Raw genomic sequence first — 25,985 nt, forward strand, 5'->3', positions numbered from 1 at the left:
CCGATCGTCAGGCGACTATCCTGGGTGCGTGTCTGATACCTCCAGCTCCGGCAGCGCCACCGGCTCGTTGACCCACACGCCGACCTACTCCGAACGGTTGTGGGTTCCGATCTGGTGGTGGCCCATCGGTATCGGAATCGCAGCGTTGCTCGCAGCCGAACTGCACATGGGCGCACCCGGGATGTACGCGTGGGTGCCGTACGCCGTACTGATCCCATTCGCCCTGTGGGTACTGGTGTGGCTGTCGCGACGGCGTGTCGAGGTCATCGACGGCGAACTCGTCGTCGAGCAGGCCCACCTTCCGGTGGAGCTGATCTCCCGCGGGGTCGTCGTCCCGGGCTCCGCGAAAAGCGCCGCGCTCGGCCGGCAACTCGACCCCGCCGCGTTCGTGCGACATCGTCCGTGGATCACGACGATGGCTCTGATCGTCCTCGACGACCCGGAGGATCCGACGCCCTACTGGCTGATCAGCACGAGACGGCCGGCGGCGCTCCTGGCCGCTCTGGGACACGGAGAGCCCTCGAAGAGCTGACCGCTCGGCCCCGCCCCACAGCACAGACTTCTACGCCGCAGCAGGAACCTTCAGGTCCATGCTGCGGCGTTTCGAAGTCGATTCAGCGCGGAGGCTTCGTCACCAGGCGCAGTCACGGCAGATCATCTGTCCGCCCTCCTCGCTCGCGAGGCGGCTCCGGTGATGCACCAGGAAGCAGCTCGAGCAGGTGAATTCATCGGCCTGTTTCGGCACCACCCGAACGGACAGTTCCTCGCCGGACAGGTCCGCGCCCGGGAGCTCGAAGGATTCGGCCGTGTCCGATTCGTCGACGTCCACTACCGCGGACTGCGCCTCGTTACGCCGTGCCTTCAATTCTTCGAGTGAGTCTTCCGACACATCGTCGCTGTCGGTCCGCCGCGGTGCGTCGTAGTCAGTCGCCATTTCCCTCTTACCTCTAGTCCTCTTACAGGTGCTCGACAGGGAACCACGGTGATGCTCCCGGCCAAGGCAACGCCCGACCGTGCGGTGAAGTTCCCACAGGTATCGGTTTGTCGTCGGTATCCCCGAAATACCCCGAGTCCGAACCCGTCGCCCTCGTCGTTGGACGACGCTCGGCCGCCGAACAATAGCCGACAGCAGAGCGGAATATGCAATCGATTCACGATTTCATCGAAATCGACCGGAAATCGTCACCAACATCACGGTGACCGTGACATTCCTGACCCGGTACGCCTCCATCGCACCGACCAACCCGCCCTCTACAGTGAACGGCGCACCGAACGCATGGCGACGAGACGAAAGGCAGACCCGCGTGGTTTCCCTGATCACCGAAGGCAGCGCAACCGATAAGCGCGGTCGGCCGTTCCATCGTCGCCGGTGGATTCCCGCCGCGCTCGCGGGTGCCGTACTCGCCGCGAGCACCATCGTGGTCTGGACCTCGGTGTTCACCACGGCGGACACCACGACGACCACGGTGGCATGCCCGGCTCCACCCACCGCACCTGCCGATCCCGAGAGCCCCCCGCCTGCCCCGCTCGGGCAGGTCGTGGACCGTTCGACCATGCTCGACATCGATCCGGCCCCGCTCGCCGCGACCCGTGTGCGGGTGTTCAACGCGAACGGTGAGCGCGGGCAGGCCTCCACTGTCGCGGCGCAGCTCAGCGACTACGGCTTTGCAAGTGCGCCGGATGTTCAGGCGGGTAACGATCCGGTGTACGTCGATCAGAACATGCAGTGCCACGGTCAGGTCCGGTTCGGTGAGAGCGGTCGCGCCGCGGCGATCACCGCCCGCCTCGTTGCGCCGTGTGCAGAGCTGATTCTCGACGATCGACAGGACGACACGATCGATCTCGCACTGGGTACATATTTCCGCGACATGACGCCGAGCGCCGACGCCGAAGAACTGTTGCGCACGTTGCGGGAGGCTCCTGTGGGCGAGAAATCCGCACCTCTCGATGTGGAACTCCTCGACGCTGCGCTCAATGCACCCTGCTGACCGCACACACAATTCGCAGAATCGGGCAAATTTCCTATTTCATCCGAATACGCCCTGATTTCGAACCGAATTCACCCTGGTTCCGGACGAGAACCCGACGACGCTGTCATGCAGGAACAGGTGCCGCCGCACCGATTTCTGCGAGCACCGCCGCGAATGCGTCCGCCACGCCAGGCGCCGCGGCGGTCATGACCTCGCCGTCGTCGCCGAATCCCGTAGGCAATCGGACTGCGGCGCCCGCTTCGGATGCGATGAGCGCACCGGCCGCCCAGTCCCAGGGATTGAGGCCGTGCTCGTAATGGGCGTCGACCCGCCCCGACGCCACCATGCACAGATCCAGTGCCGCAGCTCCGATCCGCCGGATATCTCGTACCTGCGGCAACAGGTCCGCCACCAACCTGCCCTGGATCGCCCTCCGCTCCGCGGAGTAGGAGAATCCCGTGGCTACGAGCGCAAGCCCGAGGTCGGTCACCGGCGTGCAGCGCAGCCTCGTCACGACCCCGTCGGCGTCGGTACGCGTCGCGCCGAGGCCTGCTGCCGCCGTGTAGAGATCCCCTGACGCGACGTCGACAACGGCGCCTGCCACCGAGACGCCGCCGATCCGGGCCGCGACACTGACCGCGTACGCAGGAATCCCGTAGACGAAGTTCACCGTGCCGTCGATGGGATCGACGACCCACTGGACCCCGACCTCCCCCACGCCGCCCCCGTCCGCTCCGGTGCTGCCGCCGCTCTCCTCGCCCAGGAATCCGTCGCCGGGTCTCAGCTGCTCGAGGCGACCGCGGATGAGGTCCTCCGTTTCGGTGTCGGCGATGGTGACCGGGTCCGTGTCGGTCGATTTCGTCTGCACAGAGTTGCCGTCACCACCGAACGGCAGGTCCGAGCCGAACAGCTCGGCACGACGCCGACGCACATGCGCGGCCGCTTCCACCGCAACGCTCACGGCGACCGCCCGGAGCGCGGCGGGATCGGACTGGGAGACGGTACGGGAATCGATGTCATCTGGCACTCGACCATCGGAACACACGCGCATCGCCCGCACCACCCACAGAACCTCGAGTTTAGAACTATCGTTGCCCCACAGGCGTTGCGGCCGACCGACCCGTGCTGTGGACCGACCCGGAGAGTGAGCACCACATGACGCAGGAACCACCCCTCGCCCCAGCCGACTCCGCCGACACGGGATTCGGCGTCGACGTCGGCGGAAGCGGAGTGAAGGGCGGCCTGGTCGACCTGTCCACAGGCCAGTTGATCGGCGACCGGATCAAGATCCTCACGCCACAACCGTCGACTCCCGACGCTGTGGCTGCGACCGTGGCCGAGATCATCGAGCAAGCGGGGTGGGACGGCCCCGTCGGTATCACCCTCCCGAGCGTGGTGACCGGAGGAGTCGCCCGGACCGCCGCCAACATCGATTCCTCGTGGATCGGAGCGGACGCGCGGGCCCTGTTCTCGACGGCGCTCGATGCACGACACGTCACGGTCCTCAACGATGCCGACGCCGCAGGCATCGCCGAGGATCGGTTCGGCGCAGCAGCCGACACCGACGGAGTGGTCATCCTCCTGACCTTCGGCACCGGTATCGGCTCGGCAGTTCTGCACAACGGTGTCCTGCTCCCGAACACAGAATTCGGACACATGGAGGTCGACGGCAAGGAAGCCGAGCATCGTGCCGCCTCCTCGGTCAAGGAGCACCACGACTGGTCCTACAAGCGGTGGGCCCGGGAGGTCTCCCTGGTCCTGGAGCGTTTCGAGGCGCTGCTGTGGCCCGACCTCTTCATCGTGGGCGGCGGCATCAGCCGAAAACACGAGAAGTGGATTCCGCTGCTGACGAACGACACTCCCGTCGTCCCGGCCGAACTACGCAACACCGCGGGGATCGTCGGCGCTGCATACGCTGCGAAAACCGCTACGACTCCTTGAGTCCGACACATCCTCGGTCACAGGGATCGTTACAATGGTGCACAGCCGGCCGGAACCCGGCCTGATCCCGACAGACCTCTCCGCCGGAACACCTCTGGCGCGACGCCGCACTACCTCGTCACGAAAGGGCGTACGTGGCAGCCACCGACATCCACACCGCTGATTCACAGAAGGAATCGGCACCCGTCGCGGACGCTTCGGGCGCCGCCGACGCTGCAGACACCGCGACACACGCGGCGAACCCACCGACCAAGAAGGCCGCGGCGAAGAAGGCACCCGCCAAGAAGGCCGCGGCGAAGAAGGCACCCGCCAAGAAGGCCGCCAAGAAGACTGCGGCGAAGAAGACCGCGGCCAAGGCCGGCGACGACGACTTCGACGGTGCAGCAGAACCGGAGCTCGAAGACATCGACGTGGCGGAAGGCGAACTCGCCGCCGACGACACGGCAACGGAGGAAGACGAGCCCACCGAAAAGGACAAAGCGTCCGGCGATTTCGTGTGGGACGAAGAGGAGTCCGAGGCGCTGCGTCAGGCCCGCAAGGACGCGGAGCTCACCGCCTCCGCCGACTCGGTCCGTGCCTACCTCAAGCAGATCGGCAAGGTTGCGCTCCTCAACGCCGAGGAGGAGGTCGAGCTCGCGAAGCGCATCGAGGCCGGCCTCTACGCGACGTTCCGCTTGCAGGAACTCGCCGCGAAGGGCGAAAAGCTCCCGGTGGCCCAGCGCCGCGACATGAACTGGATCTGCCGCGACGGCAACCGCGCGAAGAACCACCTCCTCGAGGCGAACCTCCGACTGGTTGTCTCCCTCGCCAAGCGTTACACCGGCCGCGGTATGGCGTTCCTGGACCTCATCCAGGAGGGCAACCTGGGCCTGATCCGTGCAGTCGAGAAGTTCGACTACACCAAGGGCTACAAGTTCTCGACATACGCGACGTGGTGGATTCGTCAGGCCATCACCCGCGCTATGGCCGACCAGGCCCGTACGATTCGCATCCCGGTGCACATGGTCGAGGTCATCAACAAGCTCGGCCGTATCCAGCGCGAGCTGCTCCAGGATTTGGGTCGCGAGCCCACCCCCGAAGAGCTTGCGAAGGAAATGGATATCACGCCGGAGAAGGTGCTGGAGATCCAGCAGTACGCGCGTGAGCCCATTTCGCTCGACCAAACCATCGGCGACGAGGGCGACAGCCAACTCGGCGACTTCATCGAGGACTCCGAAGCTGTCGTCGCGGTCGATGCTGTGTCGTTCACGCTGCTGCAGGATCAGCTTCAGTCCGTGCTCGAGACGCTCTCCGAGCGAGAGGCCGGTGTTGTGCGACTGCGTTTCGGCCTCACGGACGGTCAGCCCCGCACCCTCGATGAGATCGGTCAGGTCTACGGGGTGACACGTGAGCGCATCCGCCAGATCGAGTCGAAGACCATGTCGAAGCTGCGCCACCCGTCGCGGTCCCAGGTCCTGCGCGACTACCTCGACTAGTCACGTAGCCCGCAAGGCCACCGCACAGTAGGCCACAGACGATCCGGAACGGCGAAGCGACGTTGTCAAGCGTCGCTTCGCCGTTCTCGCGTGACAGACTCGATCACAGGGGCGAGAATCGTCCGTCGTCGCCCGGCCGATAGTCGACGACATCCACGACTGCGTCGACCGGTAACGGCCCGTACAGATGCGGGAACCGCATCGACTCGGGATCCTCCGGCACCCCCGGTTCGAACCGCACGTCATCGATCAAGCGGGATGGGTCGATACACAGCAGGACCAGGTCCGTGCGCCCGTGGAACAAGCGATTCGCAGGCAGGTGGACCTGGTCGGGCGTCGACAGGTGCACGAACCCCACGTCGTCCAATGAGGGGGGCGTCACGGCGCGTGTATCTCGAGCGCAGAGCCACTCGTCCCGCGGGCAGATGTGCAGCAGAGTTCCAATCATGCCCCCATTGTTCGCACCGTCGAAGTGCAGACGGCACCGCGACGCGCCGTGCTCGACTGCTGCGCTGTGAGCGAACAACCGCGCTGTGAGACAGCGGACAAATCCGCAAATCCCCACGTCCTGGGGTTTCTCCAGGTGAATTCGTGAAACACAACACGAATGGACGCTGAAGGGAACAACCCGCGAACGCGAATCGTCTGTAAGAGTAGATCTACCGCGCTATCCCCGGCGCGGCGGACCAGACCCCAGGCGACCGTTGTCGAAGGTGGCCAGTTTGGAGGAGTCATGCCCGGTACGTTGACCACCCCGAAGTTGACCGCCGCCGACAGGTGCGATCGGTGCAATGCAGCCGCTCGCGTACGCGCTGTCCTTCCCACAGGCGGCGAACTGTTGTTCTGCGGTCATCACGCAAACGAACACACCGATCGGCTCCGTGAGCTCGGTGCCACGGTCGTGACCGACGCCGACGCCGACGCCACCGTCTGATCCGCCGTCCGGAACCCACGGTTCCGCGACTCGACCCGGCAAACGGGCGACTGCTTTCCAGCAGTCGCCCGTTTCGTCGTTCACGGCCGGTTCGTCACCAGCAGTCGGTTGGTCACCAGCTCCGCAGAATAGCGATGCGGTCGCGCAACTGCTCGGCGCTCGCCATCGCGGTCGGTGGGCCACCGCACTGGCGTCGGAGTTCTCCATGGATGACGCCGTGCGGTTTACGCGTGCGATGGTGCACGACCGCCACCAGGGAATTGAGTTCGCGGCGCAGCTGGGGAAGCTCGTCGGCTGCAGCGAGCCGTTCCGCCACCTGCTGCGGAGGGGCCGGCGCCTGCTGGATCTCGGTTCTGTCGAGTTGCTTCTCCTGCCGCTGACGCAGCAAGGCCCTCATCTGATCTGCATCCAGCAGCCCCGGTAGACCGAGATAGTCTGCTTCCTCGTCACTGCCCGAGAACGTGGCGGTGCCGAAGGAGGAACCGTCGTAGATCACCTGGTCGAGTTCGGCCTCAGCACCGATCGAGGTGTAGGCCTTCTCGTCCTCGCCGGGCTCGTCCTTCCTGCGGTTGGCGTCGGCGAGCAGTTCGTCGTCGAAACCTTCCTTGACCCGGTGAGGCTTGCCCAGGATGTGGTCGCGTTGCGCTTCGAGCTGGCTGGCGAGTTCGAGCAGCACCGGTACGGACGGCAGGAACACGCTGGCCGTCTCGCCCTTCTGCCTCGCGCGCACGAAACGTCCGATCGCCTGCGCGAAGAACAAGGGGGTCGACGCGCTGGTCGCATACACACCGACGGCAAGCCTCGGGACATCGACGCCTTCGGAGACCATCCGGACCGCGACCATCCACCGCTGGGCCCCTTCGCTGAACTCGGAGATTCGCGACGACGCGGTGGGGTCGTCGGACAGGACGACGGCGGGCTGCTCCCCTGTGAGTTGTTCGAGGGTCTTGGCGTAGGCACGAGCAACCGTCTGATCGGTCGCGATGACGAGTCCGCCGGCGTCCGGCATGCCGCCCGCACGTAGCTGTTCGAGTCGGGTGTTGGCAGCGCCCAGCACCGCGGGCACCCAGTCGCCCTCGGGGTCGAGCGCGGTGCGCCACGCACGGGCGGTGTGTTCGGCGCTGAGCGGCTCACCGAGCCGGGCGGTGTACTCCTCCCCCGCGTTGGTTCGCCAGCGGGCCTCACCTGAATAGGCGAGGAACACGACCGGCCGCACGACCCCGTCTGCGAGCGCGTCGGAGTATCCGTAGGAGTGGTCGGCCTTCGATTGCATCAGGCCTTCCCCGTTCGGTTCGTACGTCACGAACGGGATCGCGCTGTCATCGCTGCGGAAGGGGGTACCGGTCAGTGCGAGACGTCGGGTCGCATCGCCGAATGCCTCGAGGATCCCCTCCCCCCAGCTTTTGGCGTCACCGCCGTGGTGGATCTCGTCGAGGATGACCAAGGTGCGGCGCGCTTCGGTGCGTACTCGGTGCTTGAACGGGTGGGATGCCACCTGTGCGTAGGTCACGACGACGCCCTGGTAGTCGCTCGAGGTCTGGCCCGTGGAGTTGGTGAAATTCGAGTCCAGCGCGATGCCCACCCGCGACGCGGCCGACGACCACTGGTGCTTGAGGTGCTCGGTCGGTGCAACGACCGTCACCTGATCGACGGTCCGGTCCTTCAACAGTTCCGACGCGACCCTCAGCGCGAAAGTGGTCTTGCCGGCCCCTGGCGTGGCCACCGCGAGGAAATCGCGAGGTTTTGTGGCGAGGTACTTGGTCAGGGCGCGACGCTGCCACGCGCGCAGCTGTCCCCCGGGGGCGGAGGTCGTAGCCTGTCCGACGGTTTCGGTGCTCACCGGTTCTTCGTGCTCCTTGTCCGCTCAACTCCGGTCGGCGACGGCAGAACTCGAAACCCCGACCACCGACCGCCATGCAGCCTATCGCCTCCGCTCTCCGATCGACGTCCCGAACCGCCAAGCCGATGAGGATCGGAAGTGACGGTCGTGACAGAATCCGAGACACCGACAACCGCATGTGGGGCGCGCATCACGTCGTGTCATCAGGAATGCTGGAAGTAGATGAACGCGACAGCCGTACCCCCCAGGTCTGGACCGCGCCGCCTACGGCGCGCGGTAGGCGTGTGGGCCCGGGTGCTCGGTCACACCGCGACATCCGCGTGGAACCACTCGATCTTCAGTAAGGCCGCGACAGCTGCGTTCTGGCAGACGTTGTCGCTACCCCCGCTGCTCCTCGGACTGCTCGGAAGCCTCGGTTACGTGGGCGGATGGTTCGGCCCCGACATCCCCGACATCATCGTGTCCAAGATCGTCACCTTCACCCGCACCGCCTTCAGCGACAGCGTCGTCGACCAGATCATCGCACCAACGGTCTACGACGTCCTCAATCGCGGGCGCGCAGACGTGATGTCGTTGGGGTTCGTGTTGTCACTGTGGGCCGGATCGTCCGCGATCTCGACATTCGTCGACTCGATCGTCGAAGCACACGGCCAACAGGATCACCGCCACCCGGTCTGGCAGCGCGTGTTCGGCCTGCTGCTGTACGTGATGTTTCTCATCCTGGCGGTCGTCACACTGCCCCTCGTGGCGCTGGGACCGACGATGATCGGGCGTCTGCTCCCCCAGTCGTGGTACTCGGTGGGATCGCAGATCGTCGACACTTTCTACTATCCGGGTGTCGGCCTCCTCCTGCTCGTCGCCCTGACCACGCTGTACAAGGTGGCATTGCCGAAGACCCTGCCGTGGCATCGGCTACTCGGAGGCGCGATCCTCGCCGGTGCGTTCTTCATTCTCGCGAGCGCAGGTCTGCGCAGGTATCTGACCTGGATCTCCGACCACGGATATACCTACGGTGCACTGGCCGCACCGATCGCGTTCCTGCTGTTCACGTTCTTCCTCGGTTTCGCCGTGGTCATCGGCGCCGAGTTCAACGCCACTGTTCAGGAAATGTGGCCCGCACGAGCAACACGGATCGAACAATGGCGCGTGTGGCTCGCCGAGCAGGCCGACAAGCAGCCGTCACCCGAGGAAGGTGCGGTCACCAACCTGACGCGGCGGATCACGATGGCCAGTCCAATCCGGCTCACCGACCTTCTCCGTTCCGATGAGCTTCCCGGCTACGACGATGCATATCCGTCCGACCCGTGCACGTCCGACGAGTATGCGCCCGACACGTGCCCGGTCGACCGCCCGACCGCATCCGGGAACCCGACATCGTCCGGACACGACGAAACGGCCGAGGAGGCTTCGATCACCTCGGCCGATGATGATCCGGTTTCGCCGCGAAACCCCGGGTCAGCGGAGAACGCTCCCCTGACCCGACTACCTCAGTCGCCCTTGCGCAGACCGTCGTAGACCTTCTTGCATTCGGGGCACACCGGGGAGCCGGGCTTCGCCGACTTGGTCACCGGAAAGACCTCCCCGCACAGCGCAACCACGTGGGTGCCCATGACGGCGCTTTCAGCGATCTTGTTCTTCTTCACGTAGTGGAAGAACTTGGGAGTGTCGTCGCTGGTGGTTTCGTCGGTGGTGGTATCCGGCCGTTCCTTGATATCCGTACTCACGTGTCCATGATGCCGCACCGGGCCCCCCGACCGGTATGTGCATTCGATCTACGGGCGTGGGAAGGTAGTAGATATGGCAAGAACACCTGGTTTCGGCGGATCCCACGAGAGCGGATCGCCCGATAACCCGGTACTGATCACGGAGGCGGAGGCGTCTCTCGAGGACCAGCACCGAGCGCGGGTCCGCAAATACATGACATTGATGGCGTTCCGTATCCCCGCCCTGATCCTGGCCGCCGTCTCGTACGGCGTGTGGGCGAATCCCTGGATCGCGATGGCGATCATCGGGCTCTCGATTCCCCTGCCGTGGATCGCGGTGCTCGTCGCGAACGACCGGCCACCGCGACGTAAGGGCGAGCCGAGCCGCTGGGACGGTCGGCGCGAGGAACTCGGGGCACTCGAGGCACACGAGCACCGCGTGATCGACGGCTGACCCGACGCGGGACACACTCGGCACACTCACAGCCACGCCCGCGGCGCTCGACACGAACATGGGCGCGTCATGGCGTGGTGCACGACGGCTGAGAGAATGCCCTCGTGGACCGCGACCTGCTCCTGTCTATCTGCCCGTCCCTTCGTAGTGCGTTGATCCGGTGTCGCTACGACATCGACAGCGTGCGCGGACTTCTGGGCGCCGAAGCGCACGCCGCGCTGGGGCGCAGCGAACCCGTTGCGGCGCGACGCGCCACGCGTGACGCAGGCGATCTGGGGGTGCTGGTGCGGCTGCTCCTGTTGCAGGACACGTGCCCCGTCGGCGAGGTCGCCGCGGCCTTTGCCCCTCTGGGTCTCGACGACGCGATCGCCGCGGGCCTGCTCGAACGAGACGCAGACCGTGTGCGGTCCAAGCTGGATCTGCGGCCGATGGACGCCGGCGGGGGCAACCTCTGGGTGCTGTCGGACCTCGACGGTGCGCTTCGCCCGGCTCCCACCCGTCCTGATCATGTGCTGGGGGTCGGGCAGGCATCCCTGTCGCTGCTCCAGGCCACCCCCACCGATCGGGTGGGCTCCGTGCTCGATCTGGGCACAGGATGCGGTGTCCAGGCGATCCACGCGGCAGAGTACGCCGACAGGGTGACCGCAACCGACATCACTCCGCGGTGCCTCACTCTGGCCGCGGCTTCGGCCGCGCTGAACGACCTGGACCTCGAACTGCTCGAGGGCTCGTGGTTCGAGCCCGTGGCGGGACGTCGCTTCGACCGGATCGTCGCGAATCCGCCGTTCGTGGTGAGCAGTGGCCAGGTGGAGCACAGCTACCGTGATTCGGGGCTCGATCTCGACGGCGCAAGCAAACTGATGATCTCGCAGGCCGTCGACCATCTGAACCCGGGAGGGACCGCGTCCATTCTCGCGTCATGGGTTCATGTCGAGGGCCAGGACTGGCGGGCACGCGTCGCGTCGTGGTTGCCCGCGCACGGCGTGGACGCATGGATCGTGCAGCGTGATGTCGCCGACCCCGCTCTTTACATCGGGACGTGGCTCCGGGACGGCGACGCCGATCAGCGCGACCCGGCAGTCGCGGTGCGCGCCGAGAAGTGGTTCGACCACTTCGAACTCAACGGTGTCGAGGGCGTCGGTTTCGGGTTCGTCTATCTGCGCCGTACGGATGAGCCGTCGGACGTGCTGGCCGAGGACCTGCGCCATGCCTTCACCGATGCGCTCGGCCCCGAGTCGATCGACTATTTCTCACGCCTTCAGTGGCTCCGTGATCACGACGTCCTCGAATCGCGGTTCCGAGTACGCGCCGACACCGCACTCGAGCGTGTCTTCCTGCCGGGCGACGAGGGCTGGACCCAGGTCGTCACCCGGGTGCATCGTGGGGACGGGCCCGCGTGGCAGCACGAGGTGGACGATCTTGCGGCGAACCTGCTCGGCGGTCTGCGCGCCGACGGCCTCCCGTTGGGTGATCTGGTCTCCCTGCTCGCCGCAGCGCACGGAGAGGACGAGGACGCACTGACGGCCATGGCAGTGCCCCTGATGCAGGGGCTCGTCCGTCACGGTCTCGTCGAACCGGTAGAGATCCAAGGGGCCGGGCACAGTTCCCACAGCGACCCCCTCAGCTGATCTCTCAGCAACTTCTCAGACGAGCCTCCAGGTTTGCGCAGGTCGCAGCGCTGGGGATCGGGAACCGGCGGGAACTTTCCCGGGTGACTCGAGCGTTGAACCCTGTGAGACACCACCGATGAGGAGGCACGTCATGGCACGCCCCGCAACAACCGCTCGAGTCAATTCCGACCTCGACAATCAAAGTCCCGCCGCCGATCTTGTGCGCGTTTATCTGAACGGCATCGGAAAGACGGCGCTGCTGACCGCAGCGGACGAGGTCGAACTGGCAAAGCGGATCGAGGCCGGCCTCTACGCCAAACATGTGCTCGAGACCAAGAAGCGTCTCTCACCTGCGAAGAAGCGCGACCTTGCGATCGTCGTACGTGAGGGCCAGGCAGCTCGTAGCCACCTGCTCGAAGCGAATCTGCGGCTCGTGGTGTCGCTCGCCAAGCGTTACACCGGACGCGGAATGCCCCTGCTCGACCTGATCCAGGAAGGCAACCTCGGCCTCATCCGGGCAATGGAGAAGTTCGACTATGCGAAGGGCTTCAAGTTCTCCACCTACGCCACGTGGTGGATCCGTCAGGCCATCACCCGCGGCATGGCCGATCAGAGCCGTACCATCCGGCTCCCCGTCCACCTCGTCGAGCAGGTCAACAAGCTCGCCAGGATCAAGCGGGAACTGCACCAGCAACTCGGCCGCGAGGCCACCGACGACGAACTGGCGGAAGAGTCCGGCATCCCGGTCACGAAGATCGCTGATCTGCTCGACCACAGCCGCGACCCGGTGAGCTTGGACATGCCGGTCGGCAGCGACGAGGAAGCCCCTCTGGGCGACTTCATCGAGGACGCCGAGGCGACCTCCGCCGAGACCGCGGTGATCGCCGGGCTCCTGCACAGTGATGTCCGTAGCGTTCTCGGGACCCTCGACGAGCGGGAGCAGCAGGTCATCCGCCTCCGGTACGGGCTCGACGACGGCCAACCGCGCACGCTCGACCAGATCGGCAAGCTGTTCGGTCTGTCGCGCGAACGCGTACGGCAGATCGAACGCGAAGTGATGGGCAAACTCCGCGAAGGCGAGCGTGCAGATCGCCTCCGCGCATATGCAAGCTGACCGGGCGCGTCAGCTCCAGCGATCCCCGAGAACCGGGCTGGGTTCTCGGGGATCGTGCTGTTGAAGGCCTGCTCTGAACGGTCACCGCAACCGGCGCGGCCCCAGGTCGAGGGGGTGCTGCGCTTCCGGGCCGATCCTCAGGTGCGCATCGGTGAGTTCGGCACCGATCGGAGACGCCAGTACCGGTTCACACACGAGTTCACGAACCTCGGGCAGATCGTCGGCGAGCGCCGAGATGCGCTGCACGATATCGACGAGCGCGGCGCGATTGGCCGGTGCAGCATTGCGGTAGCCGGTCAACAGCGGCGCGGCCTTCGGCGCGTCGATCAGTTCGACGGCCTCGTCCTCCGTCAGTGGCAATACCTGGTAGGCGCGGTCACCGAGCAGATCGGAGATGACGCCCGCGACACCGAAGGAGATCAACGAACCGAACGACGGGTCGTCCTGCACCCGAATCGCACATCCGATCCCCTTGGTCGCCATCTTCTGCACGTGAAGCAGCGGCTCCCCCGACACCGCGGCGAGGTCACGGTAGGCGATTCGGACCGAATCGTCGTCGACGAGGTCGAGTCGGACACCGGTCAGATCGGGCCGGTGACGCCACTGCGCCCCGGTCGCCTTGACCGCTACGGGGAAGCCGATCTCGTGGGCGGCGGCGACCGCTTCGCTCTCGGTGGTCACCGACCGGAACGTGGCGATGTGCACGCCGTAGCACGAGAGCAGCAGTGCCGTCTCCGTGTCGGACAGATAGCGACCGTTCGGCGTGGTGTCGAGCCAGCCGTCGACGAGGGCGTGGGCACGCTCCGGGTCGATCCCCGCCGGACGGACCACCTGCGACTGCGGGCGTGACCGCCACTTGGCATACCTCCACGCGCGGGCCAGCGCCGTCGCCGCACGCTCCGGACCGGGATACGACGGCACCGACCCCCGCACCGGGTTGCCTGCCTCATCGCGTACCGCAAGAACATCGGGGATGCCCTCGGTCGCGAGGAACGTGGTGACCACCGGCTTCTCGGCATCCGCCACCGCATCGCGCAGTGCCTGCGCGTACGGCTCGACCGTCACCGCAACAGGGGGAACGAACACCGCGATGACCGCATCGATCTCGGGTGCTCCGATCGCCTGGGCGACGGCCGCGGCGAACTCTTCCGGGGTGGCCTGCGCACCGAGATCCACTGCGTCGGCGGGCTTGAGTCCCTGCCCTCTCGCCGCATCCACGGCGAGTACCCCGAGCGCCGTGGAGTTACCCACCACCGCGACCCGTGGGCCGGCGGGCAGCGGCTGATAGCTGAACAACAACGCCGAATCGAACAGTTGCGCAATCGATTCGACCTGGACGACGCCGGCCTGTTCGAACAGGTGGCGCACGATCGCGTCGTCCATCTCACCTGTGCGGGCCTCGAGAACCGGGGGTACCGCGTGCCGGCCCGACTTCACCGCCACGATCGGCTTGCTCCGTGCGACGCGGCGTGCGATGCGCGAGAACTTGCGCGGGTTGCCGAAACTCTCGAGGTAGAGGAGCACGACCTCGGTCGCGGGGTCGGTGTCCCAGTACTGCAGCAGGTCGTTTCCCGACAGATCGGCGCGGTTGCCGGCGGACACGAACGAGGACAGACCCACGCCGGTCTTCGCAGCTTCGTCGAGAATCGCGATGCCCAACGCACCCGACTGGCAGAAGAACCCGACGTTGCCTGCTGCAGGCAGGATGGGGGCGAGCGTCGCATTGAGCCTGAACGCCGGATCGTTGTTGGCAACTCCGAGGGCGTTGGGCCCGATCAGCCGCATCCCGTGCGCACGCGCGGCGTGCGCCAGGCGCCGCTCTGCGTCGCGCCCTTCGGGTCCTGTCTCACCGAATCCGGACGACACGACCAGAAGCGCTTTGACGCCTTTCGCGAGGCAGTCGTCGAGGACCGCGTCGATCGATTCGGCAGGGACGGCGGCGATCGCGAGGTCGATCTCGTCGGGGATGTCGCGCACCGTCGGGTAGGCGCGCACACCCCGTACCGACCGGTGTTCGGCGTTCACCGGATAGACCGGGCCGGTGAATCCGCTACGCAGCATGTTCACCAGGACGGCGTTGCCGACCTTCCGGCTGTCGGTGGACGCACCGATCACTGCGACGCTTTCCGGGCTCAGGATGTTGCGGACGCTGCGAGCCTCCGCGGCGCGCTCGCGCGCGTTACGCACCGACACCAACGCCTCGGTTGGGTCGATGTCGAACTCCAACCGCACCACACCGCCCTCGAAACTGCGGCTGACCTGGTACCCGGCCTCACGGAACACCGAGATCATGTGACGGTTCTCTGCGAGGACCTCGGCAACGAAGCGACGGAGTCCGTTCTCCGCGGCAGCTCCCGCGAGATGCTCGAGCAGGATGGGTCCCAGCCCGCGCCCCTGATGCGAGTCCGACACGGTGAATGCGACTTCTGCGGACAGACCGTCGCCTTCCGACGACAGTCCTTCGTAACGGCCGACCGCGATGATCTCGTCGCCGAGCATCGCAACGAACGCCACCCGCTTGCGGTGATCGACGACTGTGAAATTGAACAGGTCGCGCTTCGAGATAGTCGGATACGGTCCGAAGTAGCGGAGGTACCGCGTCCGTTCCGACAACTTTCCGTGGAATTCGACGATCTTGTCGGCGTCCTCCGGAACGATCGGCCTCAGATGGACGACACCACCGTCGGAGGCAAGCACATCAGCAACCCAGTGCCGTGGATAGTCACGCGCGATCGCGAGTGCCCGCTCACGATCGGGATCGGCACCCGCATCAGGTGCGCGAGTGGATTCGCTGCCCACAGGTGCCTGCGTGCTCTCCGAGTCAGTCACGGGGATCCTCCGGGTCCAGCCCGAGGAGCGGGAAGCATGCTCGGCGCGTAGCGATGATCGCGGAATCGATTCGGGTCAGCGCGCGATCGAGAGACGCGACGCCGGTTTCAGGTGTGCCACCGGGACCGTCCCACGGAAGATATGACAAGTCTGCTCCTTCACCCATTTCGGTGGGAAGGTCGACTCCTGGGGCCATGGCCCCGACACGCTCGCGCCAGTCGTCGGGAACCTTTGCAGTGAGGTCGATCTCACGGTCGAGCGCCGCGGCGATCAGGTGTGTCCACGAGCGCGGCACAACCCGGACCAGGCCGTATCCGCCCCCGCCCAACGCAAGCCATCGCCCTTCGCAGTAACGGTCCGCGAGATCACGCATGACGAGGTAGGACGCACGTTGCCCATCGACGGTGAGCGACAGATCGGCCAACGGATCTTCGCGGTGACTGTCGGCACCGCACTGGCTGATGAGGATCTGTGGACGGAAAGCGGCGATCGCGCCGGGTACGACGGCGTGGAATGCCCGCAACCACAACGAATCGACCGTGCCGGGAAGGACGGGCAGATTGATGGCGGTACCTTCTGCCGCGCCCGCCCCGACCTCACTCGACCAGCCGGTGTTCGGCCACAGAGTCGCCGGGTGCTGATGAATCGACACCGTCAGCACACGCGGGTCGTCCAGGAATGCGTGCTGGACCCCGTCGCCGTGATGGGCGTCGACGTCGACGTAGGCGATGCGGTCGTAGCCTTGGTCGAGCAACCACGAGATGGCGATCGCGGCGTCGTTGTAGACACAGAATCCGGCGGCCCAGTCGGCCATCGCATGATGCATGCCACCGCCGATGCTCACCGCCCTGTGCGTTCGGCCGGACGCGATCTCGCGAGCAGCGGCCAGCGTACCGCCCGCCAGGGTGGCGCTCGCCTCGTGCATTTTCGGGAAGATCGGATTGTCTTCGGTGCCCAGACCGTGCGGTGTATCGGCCGGAGGCTCTGCCCCGGCAGGCGCCGCACCCGCCTTCTTCACGGCGTCTACATACCCGGAGGTGTGGATGCGGAGGAGGTCTGCGTCGTCGGCGGGGTCCGGACGCACCGTTTCGACGCCCTCGAGCAGCCCGAGGCTACGCGAGAGCGCCATCGTCAGATCGAGCCGGGTCGGGTTCATCGGGTGGCTCGGACCCCATCGATAGTCCAGGTAATCGGGGCTCCAGACCACCACACGGTCGCCGCCCAGATGTGTCGAACCGCCTGCCGCGGTGGAGCTCGTGGTCATGAACACAGACGCTACTTGCCTGCCCCGGGTCGCGCGAGCATCGGACCTCACCCACCACCCGAACGCCACGGTTAGAATCGGGCGCAGACGAAGGGGTGTGAGAGTGAAGGACCTGGTCGATACAACGGAGATGTATCTCCGGACGATCTACGACTTGGAGGAGGAAGGTGTGGTGCCCCTGCGGGCACGCATTGCCGAACGCCTCGAACAGAGCGGTCCGACGGTCAGCCAAACCGTCGCCCGCATGGAACGCGACGGGTTGCTGCGCGTCGCAGGTGACCGCCATCTGCAACTGACGGAGAAGGGCAGGGATCTCGCCGTCTCCGTCATGCGTAAGCACCGTCTCGCAGAGCGGTTGCTTGTCGACGTGATTGGGCTCGACTGGGAGAATGTGCACGCCGAGGCGTGCCGCTGGGAACATGTGATGAGCGAGGAGGTGGAGCGCCGTCTCGTCGAGGTACTCAACAATCCGACCACCTCGCCGTACGGCAACCCCATCCCCGGACTCGCCGAACTGGGTCTCGACAGGGCCGCAGTCTCGGACGAGAAGCTGGTGCGCTTGACCGAGATCCCGAGCGGGCAACCTACCGCCGTCGTGGTGCGCAGGCTTGCCGAGTACGTCCAGTCGGACCCCGATGTGATCGCTCGGCTGCGTGAGGCGGGCGTCGTGCCCGACGCACGCGTTACAGTCGAGACGCGTCCGGGTTCGGTGATGATCACCGTGACCGGTCACAGCACTTTCGAGCTTTCCGACGAGATGGCCCATGCCGTGCAGGTGAAGCAGGTCTGACGCCGGGCCTCTTCCACCGGCCCCGGGTGGGCCGGTGGAAGAGGAGACCCAGCGTGAAACTTCTGGTGACCGGCGGCGCCGGCTATGTGGGCAGCGTGTGCAGCACGGTGCTGCTCGAGAACGGCCACGACGTGGTCGTCGTCGACGATCTGTCCACGGGTAACGCCGACGCCGTTCCGCCCGGTGCCGAGTTCATCCACGGCGACATCGCAGATGTGGCCGCAGAGGTTCTGGGAGTCGGAGGATCATCACCTCGGTTCGACGGCGTGCTCCACTTCGGCGCGCAGTCGCTCGTCGGAGAATCGGTGGAGTCACCCGAGAAATACTGGCAGGGCAACGTCGTCACTACGCTCGCACTGCTCGACGCGATGCGGTTGTCGGGCACGCCGCGGCTGGTCTTCTCGTCCACCGCAGCGACCTACGGTGAGCCCGAGGAGGTACCGATCACCGAGGATGCACCCACCAGGCCGACCAATCCATACGGAGCCTCCAAACTCGCGATCGATCATGCGATCTCGTCGTATGCTCACGCCCACGGGCTCGCCGCGACCAGCCTGCGCTACTTCAACGTGGCCGGTGCTTACGGGGGCGCCGGCGAGAATCGTGTCGTCGAAACACATCTGATCCCACTCATCCTGCAGGTCGCACTGGGGCAACGCGAGCGTATCTCGGTATTCGGGACCGATTGGCCGACCAAGGACGGCACCGCGATCCGCGACTACATCCACGTCAAGGACCTAGCCGACGCGCACTTGCTGGCGCTGGCGAATGCAACTGCGGGATCGCACCCCATCTACAACCTCGGCAGCGGCGAGGGCTTCACCGTGCGCGAGGTCATCTCGTCATGCGAGCGAATCACCGGGCTTTCCATCGCTGCTGTCGATGCCCCGCGACGCGCAGGTGATCCTGCGGTGTTGATCGCGTCGAGCGCGCGCGCGATCGATGAACTCGGCTGGAAGCCCGAACACACCGACCTCGACGAGATCGTCGCGGACGCCTGGGAATTCATGCGGAATCTCGGTGATCGCGCACACGCCGCCCGCCGCTGATCATTCCGTCGGACCGGGCGGGGGCAGCACCACGCCCAGCCGGGCGGCGATCTCGTAGCCGGTGTCCGCCAACCCTCGAACGGCTTCGGGACGCAGCCCGGCCTGCAATGCCTGGTCCAACAGATCCGAGAGGCGGTGGCGTGGGTTCGATTCCAGCGCGACTCCGAGCGCAACGCCCACGAACGGGCCGTCGCCTCGCACGTAGGCGCTGAACGCGACGAGTGCGGCAGCGTCGGCTCGTTCCGGGTCGGGCAATGCGCGGGCAAGCTCGACCCACATGCGTTCGGCAGCGCGCGCCTGCGCTCCTGTCGCCAACGCGAGTACCGAGTCACGTACCGTCGGATTCGCGAGGAGCACAGCCACTTCGGCGCATTCCTGAGCTCGGAGCTCGACGCCGTCACCGAATTCTGCGAGGCGTCCGAGCAGTGCTTCGAGCTCCATGCGGTCTGCACGGTCGGAGCCGCCGGCCCGCGCCGCATGCTCGTACGCCAGGTCGCGGGCGTCGATGACGTCGTCGATGTACTGCCCCACCCGCCGGCGATGCTCAGGCGGCGAGGGGGCGAGCAGCGCCTCGAGTTCGTCCCGCGACCGTCTGATCGGACTACCACCGAACACTCGTGTGGCGGCAACGACCGAACTCTCGGGATCGGGAATCGTCCCGTTCACGTCCCCCTCAGGTGTGAACCACACTCGTCCACGAGCAATTTCGGGGGTGGCGTGGACGCCGGCGACTTCGATACCGGACAGTGCGAGTTCGTCGGCGAATTCCTCGAGCAGGCGCACTGCGGCGCCGGCGGCGGGGCAGTGCGGATGGTCGAGCCTGTCGTCGACGAGCACCACCAGCACGGCGCGTGCCCCTTCGCGGACGCAGACCGTGCAGAACCGCTCGAATGCGGCGCTCATCGGTGCAGGAATCGGTTCGTCGGCACGTGGCAGTAGAAGGTCGTGCCGCATGACGGCACCGATCGCGTCGCCCCGCACGACCTCGGCCGCTGAGCGCTGCGTGGGTGAAAGGCTCAATACGAGGAACGAGCGGGTCGGGTGGAAGCCGAGCAAGGCAGGAACTGCCGCGAGGAGTTCACCGATGTCCGACAGGTGCAGGGGCTGTGAGGATGATGTCGATGCGGTCATGCCAGCACGATCCACGATCGCGACCAGCGAAATCCGGCCTCGGACGCGGAATCCGAAAATCTGTGGATGGATGCGGCAGCTGTGGACAACCACGCCGAAGACCTCGAGCCGGGCAACCGGATCTGCATTCGGTGTCGGCACTAACTGTTAGCGTCGCCCTCCGAAGGTGCGCCGACGACGTGGTGGGGTTCGGCTCGAGTATTCGCCGAACCAGTGGGGACCCGGACCACACCGCTGCCGAGGTACCGGTCACCCCCCGAACGCGTACACCACGGCGTTGTGGAACGCGATGTCGAGGGCATCGCGGTCGACCTCGCGGTCGTCGAAGGTCATGTAGGTCACCAGAATTCTGGCGTCTCCGAGTTGAGCACCGAAGGTCTCCATCGACTGGGTCAGCTCGTGGCCCGGCTGCCCGGAGGTCACAGTGCGGGTGTACGCCAAGGTCCGTACCCCACCCATCGGTGGAAGCGGCTCCGGCGCGGCGACGGTGTCGACAGTGGAGGTCACTCCGCGATGAGTGGCATGGACCTCGCCGCACTCTCCGAGGTGATTCCTCAGTTCGGGGAGTTCGGGGGCCGGGACTACCACTTCGACGCTGATGGTGGCACCGCCGTCCTCGGAGGTCCCGACGGCCATCGCGGTCCCTTCGGGGCCGTAGTTCTGCGGGAGTGGGAGGCATCCGGGCGGTTCGACCCTTGCTCCGACCGGGATCCCGGCCAGATCGGGGGCGGCCTGTGCCACTGCCGACGGGGGCAGCGTCACGGCCTGGTACGAAGCGGGGAACTCCTCGGGCGGCAACAGAAGCGCAGCGGGCAACGGGCGGTCCAGGGCGGGATCGGATACCCCGGTCACGGAGACGGACCTCGACATGGATTCGGGCCTTGCGGTGCCGGGCACCGTGGTCGAGCAACCCGATGCAGTGATGATCAGCGCCGCGCACATGACCACACGACACGCATGTCGATCGTGCTGCCGACGCACTGCGTTCACAGCCACCCGATCCTCCGCTGTTCTCGTTCACCGGGGCGGAATACCCCGTCGAGCGCTGTTTTCGGTTCAATTAGACTCGAACACCACCATGCCACGCCGGTGCGCCACCGGGCAGAAGGCTACGACGACGTGATCGGAGTGGTTCGGATATGGACGAGCAGTCCAGGATGTATGAGCTGGAGTTTCCCGCTCCTCGGCTGACATCGGCCGACGGGCAAGGCCCAGTGCTGGTGCACGGGCTTGAAGGGTTTTCCGATGCCGGGCATGCTGTGCATCTGGCCACCACACATCTGCGAGAGCAGCTCGAGACCGAGGTCGTGGCCTCCTTCGCAGTCGATGAACTGGTCGACTACCGTTCCCGCCGGCCGATGATGACGTTCGAATCGGATCACTTCTCCGAGTACGCCGCGCCCGAACTCAACCTGTACGCGCTCATCGACAACGCGGGTACCCCGTTCCTGTTGCTCGCCGGCATCGAGCCGGACCTGAAATGGGAGCGCTTCATCACGGCGGTCCGCCTGTTGGCGGAGCAGTTCGGAGTTCGGCGCACGATCGGCCTGAACTCGATCCCCATGGCGATTCCGCACACCCGTCCGCTGGGCGTGACCGCACACTCGACGAACAAGGACCTGATCGCTGATCATCACCGCTGGTCCGGTCAGCTGCAGGTTCCGGCGGGCGCGTCGTCGTTGCTCGAGTTCCGGATGGCGCAGCACGGCCACGAGGCCGTCGGGTTCTCGGTGCACGTGCCGCACTACCTCGCGCAGACCGATTACCCGGCCGCGGCAGAGTCGCTGCTGATCAATGTTGCCGAAGTCGGGAATCTCGACCTTCCACTCGGAGCGTTGGGCGAGGCTGCCGCGCGTGTTCGCGAGCAGGTCGACGAGCACATCGAGGGTAATGAGGAGGTGCTGTCCGTCGTGCATGCGCTCGAACGGCAGTACGACAGCTACGTGGCCGCGCAGGAGCAGCAGTCCACTCCCCTACCGACCGATGAGAGTTTGCCCAGTGGGGACGAGCTCGGAGCCGAGTTCGAACGCTTCCTCGCCGAGTACGAGCGCAAGGACGGGGAGACGGACACCGACACCGAGTCCTGACACCTCCTGAGAATCAGCAGAGTGTGACGCGGCCGATCCGGGTATTGCTCCATATCGCGCTGCGGCATTACATACCGGTCACGATCGTTATTGCTGACGTCACATACAGAAAGTATGCTCGCCCGGCATGCAAAGGTGAGCAGGCAACGATCACCTATCACCTACCGAGCCCCGATCGGAGACCGGACGGCTGCAGCCCGTGGACGGCAGGAGAGACTGATGGCTACATCGCGAGCGCGCACGTTGCGTCCGGTTCCCGATACGGAACCACGGATGGTCTTCCGGACCATCCACGGATACCGACGCGCCTTCCGCCTCGCCGGGAGCGGACCGGTGCTGGTGTTGATCCACGGAATCGGCGACAACTCGTCCACCTGGCTCGACGTCCTCCCACATCTTGCGAAGAAGTACACCGTCATCGCTCCCGACCTGCTCGGTCACGGCCGTTCGGACAAGCCTCGCGCCGACTACTCCGTCGCCGCATACGCAAATGGAGTTCGCGACCTGCTGTCGGTTCTCGGCGTCGAGCGGGCCACGATCATCGGGCACTCCCTCGGGGGCGGGGTTGCGATGCAGTTCGGTTACCAGTTCCCGGAGATGGTCGAGCGTCTCGTACTCGTATCGTCCGGTGGTGTCACCAAGGACGTACATCCGGCCTTGCGGCTGGTGTCCCTGCCTGGAGTGAGCGATCTGCTCAAACTGCTCAGGCTTCCCGGAGCCGTGCCTGCGGTGAAGCTCGTGGGCACCCTGCTCGGCCACATCCATGGTTCGCCGCTCCAACCTGGGACGTTGCTCCACGATACGAGCGATCTCGTCCGGATCCTTTCCGGCCTGCCCGATCCGACCGCATACGAGGCCTATCTGCGCACCCTCCGGGCAGTCGTCGACTGGCGTGGTCAAGTGGTGACGATGCTCGATCGTTGCTATCTCACAGAGGATGTCCCGGTGCAGTTGATCTGGGGCGATCAGGACGGTGTGATCCCGATCGGACACGCATACCTCGCACATTCGGCCATGCCAGGTTCGCGACTCGAGGTGTTCCACGGTTCAGGACACTTCCCGTTCCGGGACGACCCGATCCGCTTCCTGCGGGTGATCGAGGATTTCCTCGACTCCACCACACCGCTGAAGTTCGACGAGGCGCAGTGGCGTCAGCTGCTGCTCACGGGTGTGAGCGAATCCCGGATCACCGGCGGCCCGGCAACACGCACCGCCGTCCTGGGCGCAATGGGATCGGACGAACGCAGCGCGACGTAGGGCCGGTGGGCGTTCCGACTAGCCTGGAGCGGTGCTGCTTCCGGATCTGATACCCGACACTGTCGACGACGACTCCCTCTTCGACGCGTTCACCTCCTGGACGACGGACCGGGGCATCACGCTCTACCCGGCGCAGGAGGAGGCGTTGATGGAGCTCGTCTCCGGCGCCAACGTGATCCTCGCGACCCCCACCGGCTCCGGGAAGTCCATGGTCGCGCTCGGTGCTCATTTCCAGGCGCTGGCCACGGGAAAGCGCACCTTCTACACAGCACCGATCAAGGCGCTCGTGAGCGAGAAGTTCTTCGCACTGTGCGATGTGTTCGGCGCCGACCAGGTCGGAATGATGACCGGCGACGCCTCCGTCAATGCGGGAGCACCGATCATCTGCGCGACCGCCGAGATCGTCGCGAACCTCGCGTTGCGCGAGGGCGCGAACTCCGACATCGGCCAGGTCGTGATGGACGAGTTCCATTTCTATTCCGAACCCGAACGCGGGTGGGCGTGGCAGGTACCGATCGTCGAACTCCCGAACGCACAGTTCCTGCTCATGTCGGCGACACTCGGCGACGTCACTTTCCTGAAGCGCGATCTCACTCGGCGTACCGGGCGACCCACTGTGGAGGTCTCGGGCTCCGAACGACCCGTTCCGCTGACGTTCTCGTACTCTCAGGTTCCGATCGGCGAGGCCATCGAAGAGCTCGTCACCACCCATCAGGCCCCGGTGTACGTCGTGCACTTCACACAGGCCGCAGCGCTCGAGCGGGCGCAGGCCCTCACCAGCGTCAACATGAGCTCCAAGGAGGAGAAGGCGGCCATCGCCGATGCCTTGGGCGGATTCCGGTTCACCACCGGATTCGGGAAGACACTCTCGCGGTTGGTCCGACACGGAATCGGAGTCCACCACGCAGGCATGTTGCCCAAGTACCGACGCCTGATCGAGAAGCTCGCGCAGGACGGCCTCCTCAAGGTCATCTGCGGCACCGACACCCTCGGTGTCGGCATCAACGTGCCGATCCGCACGGTACTGCTCACGGGGCTGACCAAGTACGACGGCACCCGCACGCGGCAGCTCAAGGCACGTGAGTTCCACCAGATCTCGGGGCGGGCCGGGCGCGCCGGCTACGACACCATGGGAAGTGTCGTCGTGCAAGCACCCGAACACGAGATCGAGAACATCCGCGCACTCGCCAAGGCCGGTGAGGATCCCAAGAAGCGACGCAAGGTCCAACGTAAGAAGGCGCCCGAAGGGTTCGTCTCCTGGGGGCAGGGCACCTTCGACAAGCTCATCACCGCGTCCCCGGAACCACTGCAGTCCCGGTTCGCAGTGAGCAACTCGATGCTTCTCAACGTCATTGCGCGGCCCGGCAACTGCTTCGACGCGATGCGTCACCTGCTCGAGGACAACCACGAACAGCGGCCGGCGCAGCGCAAGCACATTCTCAAGGCGATTTCGCTGTATCGCGGCCTGTTGCAGGCGGGGGTCGTGCAACAGCTCGACGCACCCGACGAGGACGGACGCATGGCGCGCCTGACCGTCGATCTGCAGCGCGACTTCGCACTGAACCAGCCACTGTCCCCGTTCGCCCTGGCCGCGATCGAGCTGCTCGACATGGAATCGACGACGTACGCGCTCGACGTGGTGTCGGTGATCGAATCGACCCTCGACAATCCTCGTCAGATCCTCATGGCGCAGCAGCACGCAGCGCGTGGTGAGGCTGTCGCCGAGATGAAGGCCGACGGCATCGAGTACGACGAGCGGATGGAACTGCTCGAAGAAGTCAGCTGGCCCAAGCCTCTCGTGGAGCTTCTCGAGCCGGCGTTCGAGACCTACCGCGGTGGCCACCCGTGGGTCTCCGAGTTCCCACTGTCACCGAAGTCCGTCGTGCGCGACATGATCGAGCGCGCAATGACGTTCGCCGAGTTGGTCAGCCACTACGGACTGGCGCGATCGGAAGGGCTGGTGCTGCGGTATCTCGCCGATGCCTACCGGGCGTTGCGTCAGACGGTTCCCGATGCCGCGCGCACCGAGGAGCTCGAGGACATCACAGAGTGGCTCGGCGAGCTGATCCGGCAGGTCGATTCGTCGCTGCTCGACGAGTGGGAGTCGCTCACCAACCCGGGTGCCGAATCCGACGATCAGCAGATCGCGTTCGGCGCCGACACACCACGGCCGCTCTCGGCGAACACTCGTGCGTTCCGGGTGATGGTGCGCAACGCGATGTTCAAACGCGTCGAGCTCGCGTCGCGGCAACGGTGGAACGATCTCGCCGAGCTCGGTGACGGGCTCGACGCGGAGGACTGGTCGGATCTGCTCGAGCTCTACTTCGACGAGTACGACGAGATCGGCACGGGGCCCGATGCGCGTGGCCCGTTGTTGTTCTCGGCCGAGATGGGTTCCGCCGTGTGGCGGGTACGTCAGACCCTGGCCGATCCAGAGGGCGATCACGGCTGGGCGTTGATCGGGGAGGTCAACCTCGCCGAGTCGGATGCTGCCGGTGAGGTCGTCTTCGACGAGTTCGAGATCGTCGAGGGCTGAG

At 65.8% G+C, this 25,985-nt stretch carries 23 protein-coding genes; 14 read left to right on the forward strand and 9 right to left on the reverse strand.

The window, feature by feature from the left end:
• The first annotated feature begins 28 nt into the window (after positions 1-28).
• The gene (locus ACZ46K_RS20545; protein WP_464744468.1) at positions 29-532 is read left to right on the forward strand and encodes a DUF3093 domain-containing protein; all 504 of its coding nucleotides are present in this window, start codon (positions 29-31) and stop codon (positions 530-532) included.
• Between the two features lie 99 nt (positions 533-631).
• Here the strand turns inward: ACZ46K_RS20545 and ACZ46K_RS20550 are convergent, their stop codons facing one another.
• The gene (locus tag ACZ46K_RS20550) at positions 632-934 is read right to left on the reverse strand and encodes a DUF4193 domain-containing protein (protein ID WP_054714450.1); all 303 of its coding nucleotides are present in this window, start codon (positions 932-934) and stop codon (positions 632-634) included.
• Positions 935-1,304: 370 nt separating this feature from the next.
• Between ACZ46K_RS20550 and cei the strand changes: the two genes are divergently transcribed.
• Complete coding sequence (cei, locus tag ACZ46K_RS20555) at positions 1,305-1,988, forward strand: envelope integrity protein Cei (RefSeq protein WP_054807643.1); 684 nt, start codon at positions 1,305-1,307, stop codon at positions 1,986-1,988.
• 106 nt (positions 1,989-2,094) lie between these two features.
• Here cei and ACZ46K_RS20560 read toward each other — a convergent pair whose 3' ends face one another.
• Complete coding sequence (locus ACZ46K_RS20560; protein WP_464744470.1) at positions 2,095-2,997, reverse strand: inositol monophosphatase family protein; 903 nt, start codon at positions 2,995-2,997, stop codon at positions 2,095-2,097.
• Between the two features lie 128 nt (positions 2,998-3,125).
• Here ACZ46K_RS20560 and ppgK point away from each other — a divergent pair, with 128 nt between their 5' ends.
• Both ppgK and ACZ46K_RS20570 read left to right on the forward strand, forming a co-directional pair.
• Positions 3,126-3,911, forward strand: coding sequence for a polyphosphate--glucose phosphotransferase (ppgK, locus tag ACZ46K_RS20565; protein WP_464744472.1), 786 nt, complete (start codon positions 3,126-3,128; stop codon positions 3,909-3,911).
• 134 nt (positions 3,912-4,045) lie between these two features.
• Complete coding sequence (locus ACZ46K_RS20570; protein WP_464744474.1) at positions 4,046-5,386, forward strand: RNA polymerase sigma factor; 1,341 nt, start codon at positions 4,046-4,048, stop codon at positions 5,384-5,386.
• A gap of 103 nt (positions 5,387-5,489) precedes the next feature.
• Here ACZ46K_RS20570 and ACZ46K_RS20575 read toward each other — a convergent pair whose 3' ends face one another.
• A complete protein-coding gene (locus tag ACZ46K_RS20575; RefSeq protein WP_464744476.1) occupies positions 5,490-5,834 on the reverse strand; it encodes a DUF952 domain-containing protein in 345 nt (114 codons plus the stop codon).
• A gap of 285 nt (positions 5,835-6,119) precedes the next feature.
• On the opposite strand from ACZ46K_RS20575, the gene ACZ46K_RS20580 reads away from it, so the two are divergent.
• Positions 6,120-6,320 carry a DUF7455 domain-containing protein gene (locus ACZ46K_RS20580; protein WP_054807508.1) on the forward strand — a complete coding sequence of 67 codons (201 nt, stop codon included), beginning with the start codon at positions 6,120-6,122 and terminating at the stop codon, positions 6,318-6,320.
• Positions 6,321-6,432: 112 nt separating this feature from the next.
• Here ACZ46K_RS20580 and ACZ46K_RS20585 read toward each other — a convergent pair whose 3' ends face one another.
• Positions 6,433-8,160 (reverse strand): DEAD/DEAH box helicase, encoded by a 1,728-nt coding sequence (locus tag ACZ46K_RS20585; protein ID WP_464744478.1) that lies wholly within the window; start codon positions 8,158-8,160, stop codon positions 6,433-6,435.
• A 222-nt stretch (positions 8,161-8,382) separates the two neighbouring features.
• Here ACZ46K_RS20585 and ACZ46K_RS20590 point away from each other — a divergent pair, with 222 nt between their 5' ends.
• Positions 8,383-9,675, forward strand: a complete 1,293-nt coding sequence (locus tag ACZ46K_RS20590) for a YihY/virulence factor BrkB family protein (RefSeq protein ID WP_464744480.1) — start codon at positions 8,383-8,385, stop codon at positions 9,673-9,675.
• On the opposite strand, the gene ACZ46K_RS20595 is transcribed toward ACZ46K_RS20590, so the two are convergent.
• Entirely contained in the window at positions 9,648-9,884 is a 237-nt protein-coding gene (locus ACZ46K_RS20595) for a DUF3039 domain-containing protein (protein WP_054714474.1), read from the reverse strand. The genes ACZ46K_RS20590 and ACZ46K_RS20595 overlap by 28 nt on opposite strands.
• A 73-nt stretch (positions 9,885-9,957) precedes the next feature.
• Between ACZ46K_RS20595 and ACZ46K_RS20600 the strand changes: the two genes are divergently transcribed.
• The 3 genes from ACZ46K_RS20600 (at position 9,958) to ACZ46K_RS20610 (ending at position 13,041) form a co-directional block, all read left to right on the forward strand.
• On the forward strand, positions 9,958-10,317 hold the full coding sequence (locus ACZ46K_RS20600) for a DUF3099 domain-containing protein (protein WP_464744481.1): 360 nt from the start codon (positions 9,958-9,960) through the stop codon (positions 10,315-10,317).
• Between the two features lie 104 nt (positions 10,318-10,421).
• Positions 10,422-11,945 carry a DUF7782 domain-containing protein gene (locus ACZ46K_RS20605; protein WP_464744483.1) on the forward strand — a complete coding sequence of 508 codons (1,524 nt, stop codon included), beginning with the start codon at positions 10,422-10,424 and terminating at the stop codon, positions 11,943-11,945.
• A 133-nt stretch (positions 11,946-12,078) separates the two neighbouring features.
• Complete coding sequence (locus tag ACZ46K_RS20610; RefSeq protein WP_054806173.1) at positions 12,079-13,041, forward strand: sigma-70 family RNA polymerase sigma factor; 963 nt, start codon at positions 12,079-12,081, stop codon at positions 13,039-13,041.
• Positions 13,042-13,122: 81 nt separating this feature from the next.
• On the opposite strand, the gene ACZ46K_RS20615 is transcribed toward ACZ46K_RS20610, so the two are convergent.
• Together ACZ46K_RS20615 and ACZ46K_RS20620 are read right to left on the reverse strand one after the other, a co-directional pair.
• A complete protein-coding gene (locus ACZ46K_RS20615; protein ID WP_464749422.1) occupies positions 13,123-15,774 on the reverse strand; it encodes a bifunctional acetate--CoA ligase family protein/GNAT family N-acetyltransferase in 2,652 nt (883 codons plus the stop codon).
• Positions 15,775-15,862: 88 nt separating this feature from the next.
• Complete coding sequence (locus ACZ46K_RS20620; protein ID WP_054806177.1) at positions 15,863-17,134, reverse strand: acetoin utilization protein AcuC; 1,272 nt, start codon at positions 17,132-17,134, stop codon at positions 15,863-15,865.
• 103 nt (positions 17,135-17,237) lie between these two features.
• On the opposite strand from ACZ46K_RS20620, the gene ACZ46K_RS20625 reads away from it, so the two are divergent.
• Both ACZ46K_RS20625 and galE read left to right on the forward strand, forming a co-directional pair.
• The gene (locus tag ACZ46K_RS20625; protein ID WP_054806174.1) at positions 17,238-17,924 is read left to right on the forward strand and encodes a metal-dependent transcriptional regulator; all 687 of its coding nucleotides are present in this window, start codon (positions 17,238-17,240) and stop codon (positions 17,922-17,924) included.
• Between the two features lie 53 nt (positions 17,925-17,977).
• Positions 17,978-18,973 carry a UDP-glucose 4-epimerase GalE gene (gene galE, locus ACZ46K_RS20630; RefSeq protein WP_464744486.1) on the forward strand — a complete coding sequence of 332 codons (996 nt, stop codon included), beginning with the start codon at positions 17,978-17,980 and terminating at the stop codon, positions 18,971-18,973.
• Here the strand turns inward: galE and ACZ46K_RS20635 are convergent, their stop codons facing one another.
• Entirely contained in the window at positions 18,974-20,104 is a 1,131-nt protein-coding gene (locus ACZ46K_RS20635; protein ID WP_464744488.1) for a DUF4192 domain-containing protein, read from the reverse strand.
• A gap of 249 nt (positions 20,105-20,353) precedes the next feature.
• On the reverse strand, positions 20,354-21,100 hold the full coding sequence (locus tag ACZ46K_RS20640) for a DUF5642 family protein (protein WP_464744490.1): 747 nt from the start codon (positions 21,098-21,100) through the stop codon (positions 20,354-20,356).
• Positions 21,101-21,243: 143 nt separating this feature from the next.
• On the opposite strand from ACZ46K_RS20640, the gene ACZ46K_RS20645 reads away from it, so the two are divergent.
• The 3 genes from ACZ46K_RS20645 to ACZ46K_RS20655 all read left to right on the forward strand — a co-directional run bounded on the left by ACZ46K_RS20645 (position 21,244) and on the right by ACZ46K_RS20655 (position 25,984).
• Positions 21,244-22,191, forward strand: coding sequence for a proteasome assembly chaperone family protein (locus ACZ46K_RS20645; RefSeq protein WP_054806175.1), 948 nt, complete (start codon positions 21,244-21,246; stop codon positions 22,189-22,191).
• Positions 22,192-22,410: 219 nt separating this feature from the next.
• A complete protein-coding gene (locus ACZ46K_RS20650) occupies positions 22,411-23,448 on the forward strand; it encodes an alpha/beta fold hydrolase (RefSeq protein ID WP_054806176.1) in 1,038 nt (345 codons plus the stop codon).
• A 31-nt stretch (positions 23,449-23,479) separates the two neighbouring features.
• Complete coding sequence (locus ACZ46K_RS20655) at positions 23,480-25,984, forward strand: DEAD/DEAH box helicase (protein WP_464744492.1); 2,505 nt, start codon at positions 23,480-23,482, stop codon at positions 25,982-25,984.
• Position 25,985: the final 1 nt, after the last annotated feature.

Source organism: Rhodococcus sp. JCM 9793 (assembly GCF_055380405.1).